Source organism: Streptomyces tricolor, assembly GCF_002155905.1.
GTDB classification, from domain to species: Bacteria; Actinomycetota; Actinomycetes; order Streptomycetales; family Streptomycetaceae; genus Streptomyces; species Streptomyces tricolor.
The window spans coordinates 1-7,840 of record NZ_MUMF01000417.1; the positions used below are offsets into that span (position 1 = coordinate 1).

The following is a 7,840-nucleotide window of genomic DNA, read 5'->3' on the forward strand; positions in this document are numbered from 1 at the left end:
CCGGCTAGCCGGGCGCCCGCACCGTCAATCATTGATCAACGGGTGGATCAAGAGATCCATGCCACACCCGCTGGGGTGCCTCGGGGCAGCCCACGTACCGTCATGGGTATGAGCCCCCCTCCCCCCGCCCGCCGTCTGCGCCTCGGACTCCCCCGGCGGATGTTCTCCCAGGTGCTGCTGATGCAGGTGGCGATCGCCGCGGGAGTCGCGGTGCTCGCGACCGGGCTCTTCCTGGCCCCGCTGAGCAAGCAGCTGGACCAGGAGGCGATGCGCCGCGCGCTGGCCATCGCCGAGACCACGGCCCAGGACCCGCAGATCGCCGAAGGGGTCCTCACCACTCCGCCGGCCAGGAACGGCCCGGTGCAGCGGGAGGCCGAACGGATCCGCCGGGCCACGCACGCCGAGTACATCGTGGTGCTGAACCGGGACTGGGTGCGCTGGTCGCACCCCACGCCGTCGGAGATCGGCCGGCGCGTCTCCACCGACCCCTCCGACGCCCTGGCCGGCAAGGAGGTCATGGAGATCGACCAGGGCACTCTGGGGCGCTCGGCGCGCGGCAAGGTGCCGCTGTACGACGCCGACCACCGCGTCGTCGGCGCGGTCTCGGTCGGCATCGCCTACGACAGCGTGCGGGCGCGGCTGATCAGCGCGATCCCGGGGCTGTTCGCGTACGCCGGCGGTGCGCTCGCGGTGGGCGCGCTGGCCGCCTGGCTGATCTCGCGCCGGGTCCAGCGGCAGACCCGGGACCTGGCCTTCTCCGACATCTCCGCGCTGCTCGCGGAGCGCGAGGCGATGCTGCACGGCATCCGGGAGGGCGTGGTCGCGCTCGACCGGGGCGGTCGTATCCGCCTGCTCAACGACGAGGCGCGGCGGCTGCTGGGCATCGGCGACGAGGCCGTGGGGCGGACCCCGGACGCGGCGCTCGGCGCGGGCCGTACGACGGACGTGCTGGCCGGCCGGGTGACCGGCACCGATCTGCTCACCGTGCGCGGTCAGCGCGTCCTGGTCGCCAACCGCATGCCCACCGGCGACGGCGGTGCCGTGGCCACGCTGCGCGACCGCACCGAACTGGAGCAGCTGGGGCGCGAACTGGACTCCACGCGCGGGCTGATCGACGCCCTGCGCGCCCAGGACCACGAGCACGCCAACCGTATGCACACCCTGCTGGGGCTGCTGGAGCTGGAGATGTACGACGACGCCGTGGAGTTCGTCGGTGAGGTGGTCGGGGACCACCGGGCCACCGCCGAGCAGGTCACGGAGAAGATCCAGGACCCGCTGCTGGCCGCGCTGCTGGTCGGCAAGGCGACCGTGGCGGCCGAGCGCGGGGTCGCCCTGGGGGTGTCGGAGCGCACCCGCCTCCCGGACCGGCTGGTCGATCCGCGCGGGCTGGTCACGGTCGTGGGCAACCTCGTGGACAACGCCCTCGACGCGGTCGCGGGCACCCCGCACGCGCGCGTGGAGGTCGAATTGCGCGCGGAGAGCCGTACGGTCGTCCTGAGGGTGCGCGACACGGGCCCCGGCATCCCCGAGGAGCAGCGGGAGTTGATCTTCACGGACGGGTGGTCCACGAAGAAGCCGCCCGCGCACGGCAAGCGGGGCATCGGGCTGTCCCTGGTGCGCCGGCTCGCCGAGCGGCAGGGCGGGAGCGCGGCCGTGGGGGCGGCGGCCGGCGGGGGCGCGGAGTTCACCGTGATCCTGCCCGAGGCGCTGACCGAGCCGGAACCGGAACCCGCGGTGCCCGGGGAGCCGCTGGAGACCGCTGCCGTCGCCGAGGAGGAGGCGCGATGATCGAGGTCCTGGTCGTGGACGACGACACCCGCGTCGCCCGGGTCAACGCGGCCTACGTGGAGAAGGTGCCCGGTTTCCACGTGGCCGGCGAGGCGCACAGCGCGGCCGAGGCGCTGCGCCAGGTGGAGGCCCTGCCGAGGCTCGACCTCGTCCTGATGGACCACTACCTGCCCGACGACACGGGTCTCGCGGTCGTCCAGGAGATGCGCCGGCGCGGCCACCAGACCGACGTGATCATGGTGACGGCGGCGCGGGACGTGTCGACCGTGCAGGCGGCCATGCGGCAGGGGGCGTTGCAGTACCTGGTGAAGCCGTTCGCCTTCGCCGGTCTGCGGGCGAAGCTGGAGGCGTACGCCGAGCTGCGGCGCACCCTGGACGGTGGCGGCGAGGCCGAGCAGGCGGAGGTGGACCGTATCTTCGGCGCCCTGTCGGCCCCGTCGGAGCCCGGGCTGCCCAAGGGCCACTCCCCCACGACGGCCGAGCTGGTGCGCCAGGCACTGCTGAGCGCCGAACGCCCCCTGTCCGCCCAGGAGATCGCCGAGCGGACCGGGGTGAGCCGGCAGACCGCCCAGCGGTACCTGAAGCTCCTGGAGCGCACCGGCCGGGCCCGGCTGACCCTCAAGTACGGCGACGCGGGCCGCCCGGAACACCGTTATGTGTGGGCGACCCGCGCCTGAGCGCCTTCGTGCGGCCGGTTCCCGGCGGGGTCTCGGGGTCGTTGACGAACGTGGCCGCCAGGGCGACGCGCGTGCCCTCACCGCCGGTCGAACGGGGTGGACAGCCGTCGACCGGCTTCCCGGCCACCAGCACTCGCGGCGCTGACGGGCCGGGACGGTAGGTGTGGTCCCGGCCATCCACAGCGGTCTTGTGAGCCCGAACCGTTCTTTTGCTCGCAAGAGCCTGTTCTGCTCGTTCCGCTCGCGCTACAACTGCGGAGCCGAGAACACGGGCTCGACGCTCGCCGGCCTTGAGGGAGAGGCCCCGAATGATTGACGTCCTGGTGGTGGACGACGACGTCCGTGTCGCCGAGATCAACGCCCAGTACGTGGGGAAGGTTCCCGGCTTCCGGGTGGCCGCCCGCGCGCACAGCGCCGCGCAGGCCCTGGCCGCGGTCGAACGCGGCCCCGTCGATCTGGTGCTGCTCGACCACTATCTGCCGGACCAGACCGGCCTGGACCTCGTGCACCGGATGCGGGAGCAGGGCCACGGCACCGACGTCATCATGATCACCGCGGCCAGTGATGTGACGACCGTCCAGCAGGCGATGCGCGTGGGCGCCCTGCACTACCTGGTCAAGCCGTTCACCTTCGCCGCGCTGCGCGCCCGCCTGGACTCCTACGCCGCGCTGCGCCGCACGGTCGACCGCGTGGGCGGCCAGGGGCTGACGGGTCAGGAACAGGTCGACCGCATCTTCGCCGCTCTGCGCACCCCCTCCGCCACCCCCGCGGCGCCCGGCCTGCCGACCGGCCACTCCGAGCCCACGGCCGACCTCATCTGCGGCGTCCTGCACCGCGCCGGCCACCCGCTCTCGGCCCATGAGGTGGCCGCCCGGACCGGCCTGAGCCGCTCCACCGCCCAGCGCTACCTCCGCCACCTGGAACAGGCGGGCCGGCTCAGCCTCTCCCTGAAGTACGGCGACACCGGCCGCCCGGAGCACCGGTACGCCTGGGTGGCGCCGTAGCGACCTCGGTGGCCTGGCTACGCGGCACCGGCCCCGGTCAGCGAACGCACCTCCGTCTCGGCGTACTTGGCCTCGTCCGCGATCTCGCCCGAGGTGACCGTGCCCAGCCAGCCGGCGAGGAAGCCGAGCGGGACGGAGACGACGCCCGGGTTCTCCAGCGGGAAGTACTGGAAGTCGACGGCCGGGAACAGCGAGCCCGGGCTGCCGGACACGACCGGGGACAGCAGCACCAGCCCGATCGCCGGGAGCAGCCCGCCGTACACCGCCCACACGGCGCCACGGGTCGTGAAGCCGCGCCAGAACAGCGAGTAGAGCAGGACCGGCAGGTTGGCCGACGCGGCGACGGCGAAGGCGAGGCCGACGAGGAAGGCGACGTTGAGATCGCGGGCCAGCAGGCCGAGTGCGATCGCCACGGCGCCGATGCCGACCGCCGCCCACCGGGCCACGGCGACCTCGCTGCGGGGCCTGCCGTGCCGCCGGCGCAGGGAGGCGTACAGATCGTGCGCCACCGAGGCCGAGGAGGCGAGCGTGATGCCCGCGACCACCGCGAGGATCGTGGCGAAGGCCACGGCGGCGACGACCGCGAACAGCACCGTGCCGCCGGTGGAGCCCGCTCCGCCGCCCAGATCGAGAGCGAGCAGCGGCACCGCCGTGTTCCCGGCCGCGTTGGATCCGCGGACGGCCCCCGGCCCCACGACCGCCGCCGCGCCGAATCCGAGGACGATCGTCATCAGGTAGAAACTGCCGATCAGGCCGATGGACCACACCACGGAGCGGCGGGCGGCCCGCGCGGTCGGCACGGTGTAGAAGCGGGACAGGATGTGCGGCAGCCCGGCCGTGCCCAGCACGAGCGCGAGTCCCAGGCTGATGAAGTCCAACCGGGCGGTCCAGTCCCCGCCGTACTTCAGGCCCGGTGCCAGGAACGCCTTCCCGTGACCGCTGCGCTCCGCCGCCGTGAGCAGCAGCCGGTCGACGTCGCCGTGGAAGCGCAGCAGGAGGAGCACGGTCATAACGACCGTGCCACCGAGCAGCAGGACCGCCTTCACGATCTGGATCCAGGTGGTGGCCCGCATCCCTCCCAACGACACGTAGATCACCATGAGCGCCCCGACACCGACGACCGTCCAGGCCTGCGCCGCACCGCTCGTCCGCCCCAGCAGCAGCGCCACCAGGCTGCCCGCGCCGACCATCTGCGCCACCAGATACAGAACGGAGACGGTGACCGAGGACGTTCCCACGGCGATCCGCACCGGCCGCTCGCTCATCCGCGCGGCCACCACGTCGGCCAGAGTGAAGCGCCCGCAGTTGCGCACCAGTTCGGCCACCAGGAACAGCACGACCAGCCACGCGACGAGGAATCCCACGCCGTACAGCAGCCCGTCGTACCCGTACAGCGCGATGAGTCCGGCGATCCCGAGGAAGGAGGCCGCGGACATGTAGTCGCCCGCGATGGCAAAACCATTCTCCATGGGCGAGAACAGCCGCCCGCCGGCGTAGAACTCCTCCGCCGAACCGTGCCGTCGCCCACTCACCCAGGTCGTGATGCCGAGCGTGACCGCCACGAATCCGATGAACAGCAGCAGCGCCAGGGTCTGATGGTCGCCGGTCACGGGGCACCTCCCCGCGCACCGCGCGCCAGCTCCTGTGTGTCCCACCGCAGTTCCAGCGCGGCCCGGTCCCGGCGCAGCCGCGCATGCCGGGCGTAGGCCCAGGTGAGCAGGAACGTGGTGAGGAACTGCCCGAGCCCCGCGACCATCCCCACGTTCACCGCCCCGGCCACGGGCCGGGCCATGAGTCCGGGCGCGGTCGTCGCGGTGACCACGTATCCCACGTACCAGACCAGGAAGCCGACGGCCCCCGGCACCACGAACCGCCGGTAGCTGCCGCGCACCTCCTGGAAGGCCGCACTGCGCTGCACCTCGACGTACACATCGCGGGCAGGTACCGCCACCGGGCCGGACTCACCGCGCGCGGCCGGCACGGCCGGCGTCGGCAGACCGGTCCCGTCCAGTTCGCCCCAGCCCGCGGCCAGCGGGTCGTACCAAGGGTCCTCGTACGTCACGTCGCGGGAGGGCGCGCCGCGGTCGTCCTGGTTCCCGGCCGGTCTCTCGGGGCCGTCCCCGGCGCCGCGGGGAGCGTTGCTCGACTGCATGCCCAAGGATGGACAGACCGGGCGGATCCCTGACTTCTCTTCCTTCTGCTCTTCACCCCATCAGGTGATTCACCCGATGGGTGGCCGCACCAACCCCTTGCTGTAGGCGTATCGCACGGCCTGCGCCCGGCCCTTGAGGCCTGTCTTGGCGAAGAGGTTGTTGATGTGTGTCTTCACGGTCGCGGTCGACACGTGCAGTCTGCGGGCGATCTCCTGGTTGTTGAGACCTTCGGCGATCAGCACCAGGACCTCGGTCTCGCGCGTGGTCAGCCCGTCGGGCGCCTCGTCCGCCGCCGGCTCGGCTTCGGGCTCGGGCTGTGACAGCCGCTCCAGCAACCGTCGCTGGACACTCGGCGACAGTCCCGCGTCCCCCGAGAGCACACTGTGCACGGCACGTACGATCTCGTCACCGTCCGCGTCCTTGGTCAGGTACCCCCGGGCGCCTGCCCGCAGCGCGGGGAACAGCGACTCGTCGTCCGCGTAGGTGGTGAGCACCACGACCTGGGTCCCGGGGAACTCGGACCGGATCCGCCGGGTGGCCTCCACGCCGTCGCAGCGAGGCATCCTGAGGTCCATCAGGACGACGTCCGGGGCGAGTTCACCGACCAGCCGCACCGCCTCCTCGCCGTCTCCCGCGGCCCCCACGACCTCGACGCCCGGCAGCAGGCCGAGCAGCATCACGATGCCCTCACGGACCACGGTCTGGTCGTCGGCCACCACCACCCGTGCCGGCTTCCTCTCCCCCTCCGTCTCCGTCATACGGGCACCTTCAGCGTCACCACGAACCCCTCCTCGTCCGGACCCGCGTCCAGCGAACCGCCCAGCAGTTCGGCGCGCTCGCGCATGCCCAGCAGACCGTACCCGCCGCCGGCTCCGCCGAGTTCGCCCGGCCGTCCGCCCGAGTCCCGGACGTCCAGCGTCACTTCGTGCTCGCTGTAGGCGAGCCGTACGGCCACTTTGGCGCCCTGGGCGTGCTTGCGGACGTTCGTCAGCGCCTCCTGCGCGACCCGCCGCACGGCCTGGGACGCCTCGGCCGACAGGGGTCTGCGTTCACCTGTGACGGTGACCTCTGCCCCGTCGGCCATGCTGACGAGTTCGGCGAGGAAGTTCTCCAGCGGGGTCAGCTCACCCCGCAGTGCGGAGAGCGCCTGCCGGGTCTCGGCGAGTCCGTCCCGGGCCATTCCCCGGGCGGCCACCACCCGCTCCAGGATCCGGTCGCGATCCGCGCCGTTCTCGATCAGCAGGCGGGCCGCCTCCAGGTGCACGAGCTGCGCCGAGAGGCTGTGGGCCAGCACGTCGTGGATCTCCCGTGCGATGCGGGCCCGCTCGGCCAGCGCGGCGGACTCGGCCTCGGCCGCGCGGGCGGCCCGCTCCTGGGCGAGCAGCCGCTGCGCACTGCCCCGCGCCTCCGCGTCCAGCCGCAGCACGTATCCGGCGAGGGCCATGCCGGCCACAGTGGCGGCCGTGGTCAGCCAGACGTCGTTGTTGACCGCGGAGTACGAGGCCAGGGCGACGGACGTCACGGGGAGCGCGGCACCGAGCGGCAGCCGCTCCAGCGCGCCGACTCCACAGCCGCACCAGATCAAGAGGGCGGGGCCGGTGAATCCCGTCGCTTCGGCCGCGACCGCGATGCCCAGCAGCACCCCCATGAACCCCAGGGAGGGCAGCAGCCGGTGCTCGTAGGTGCTCTGGAAGAAGGCCCAGGCGACGAGAGCGGCGAGGAGGACTCCCGCCGCTGCCGCGAGCGCTCCCCAGAGGCCGACGTGCCGCTGGCTGAAGGCGCTCCACAGGAGCAGGGCCAGCACGAGGAGTCGGACGATCCAGGCGAGCAGGCGCCGGGGCCGGGACGTTCCCGCGCGGCCGAGCGCTTCGCGTGACGGCCAGCGTGTCCAGGCGTTCTCCGTCACACGCGCTCCTTCCAGGCCGACCGGTTGTCGTCACCGTACGCCGGGGCGGGGCCGCTCACGGCGCTGACGAATCGGGCCCGCCGGGCCAGGATCCCGGCTCGGACCAGCAGAGTGGCGGCAAGGCCCAGCAACAGCGCGGAGCTGTCCTGGTGCAGACCGAGTACGGAGCCGAGGGCGAGGACACCGGCACGCAGGGCTATGCCCGCGACCCACACGGCGGCGCTCGCCTTGGTGCTCTTGGTCCATATGACGCCGTGCGGCGCCGTCCAGACGTGGGTGGTCCAGGCCCAGCCGGCGCCGCACGGCGTCATA

General features: G+C 72.9%; 7 protein-coding genes and 1 pseudogene. 3 read left to right on the plus strand and 5 right to left on the minus strand.

Going from position 1 to position 7,840, the window contains the following annotated elements; translation table 11 throughout:
• Positions 1–108 precede the first annotated feature (108 nt).
• The 3 genes from CCN44_RS27725 (at position 109) to CCN44_RS27735 (ending at position 3,469) form a co-directional block, all read left to right on the plus strand.
• On the plus strand, positions 109–1,788 hold the full coding sequence (locus CCN44_RS27725) for an ATP-binding protein (RefSeq protein WP_189397029.1): 1,680 nt from the start codon (positions 109–111) through the stop codon (positions 1,786–1,788).
• Complete coding sequence (locus CCN44_RS27730; protein WP_059253022.1) at positions 1,785–2,465, plus strand: DUF7342 family protein; 681 nt, start codon at positions 1,785–1,787, stop codon at positions 2,463–2,465. The genes CCN44_RS27725 and CCN44_RS27730 overlap by 4 nt, the downstream gene beginning before the upstream one ends.
• A 308-nt stretch (positions 2,466–2,773) precedes the next feature.
• The gene (locus tag CCN44_RS27735; protein WP_059253021.1) at positions 2,774–3,469 is read left to right on the plus strand and encodes a response regulator; all 696 of its coding nucleotides are present in this window, start codon (positions 2,774–2,776) and stop codon (positions 3,467–3,469) included.
• 17 nt (positions 3,470–3,486) lie between these two features.
• On the opposite strand, the gene CCN44_RS27740 is transcribed toward CCN44_RS27735, so the two are convergent.
• From CCN44_RS27740 to CCN44_RS27760, 5 genes and pseudogenes are all read right to left on the minus strand, one after another.
• Complete coding sequence (locus CCN44_RS27740) at positions 3,487–5,079, minus strand: solute symporter family protein (RefSeq protein ID WP_086700524.1); 1,593 nt, start codon at positions 5,077–5,079, stop codon at positions 3,487–3,489.
• Complete coding sequence (locus CCN44_RS27745; RefSeq protein ID WP_208639848.1) at positions 5,076–5,621, minus strand: DUF485 domain-containing protein; 546 nt, start codon at positions 5,619–5,621, stop codon at positions 5,076–5,078. Before CCN44_RS27745 ends, CCN44_RS27740 begins: the two co-directional genes overlap by 4 nt.
• A 69-nt stretch (positions 5,622–5,690) precedes the next feature.
• On the minus strand, positions 5,691–6,380 hold the full coding sequence (locus tag CCN44_RS27750; RefSeq protein ID WP_086700528.1) for a response regulator transcription factor: 690 nt from the start codon (positions 6,378–6,380) through the stop codon (positions 5,691–5,693).
• Positions 6,377–7,528: a sensor histidine kinase gene (locus CCN44_RS27755; RefSeq protein WP_086700531.1), complete on the minus strand. Its 1,152-nt coding sequence runs from the start codon at positions 7,526–7,528 to the stop codon at positions 6,377–6,379. Before CCN44_RS27755 ends, CCN44_RS27750 begins: the two co-directional genes overlap by 4 nt.
• Positions 7,525–7,840: pseudogene (locus CCN44_RS27760) on the minus strand (DUF1453 domain-containing protein); the annotation flags it as partial. The gene CCN44_RS27755 and the pseudogene CCN44_RS27760, both read right to left, overlap by 4 nt.

Excerpts from the sequence above, each read along its gene's own strand:
- CCN44_RS27735 (WP_059253021.1), top strand. The coding sequence starts at position 2,774 with ATGATTGACGTCCTGGTGGTGGACGACGACGTCCGTGTCGCCGAGATC.
- CCN44_RS27730 (WP_059253022.1), top strand. The coding sequence starts at position 1,785 with ATGATCGAGGTCCTGGTCGTGGACGACGACACCCGCGTCGCCCGGGTC.
- CCN44_RS27750 (WP_086700528.1), bottom strand. The coding sequence starts at position 6,380 with ATGACGGAGACGGAGGGGGAGAGGAAGCCGGCACGGGTGGTGGTGGCC.
- CCN44_RS27745 (WP_208639848.1), bottom strand. The coding sequence starts at position 5,621 with ATGCAGTCGAGCAACGCTCCCCGCGGCGCCGGGGACGGCCCCGAGAGA.
- CCN44_RS27725 (WP_189397029.1), top strand. The coding sequence starts at position 109 with ATGAGCCCCCCTCCCCCCGCCCGCCGTCTGCGCCTCGGACTCCCCCGG.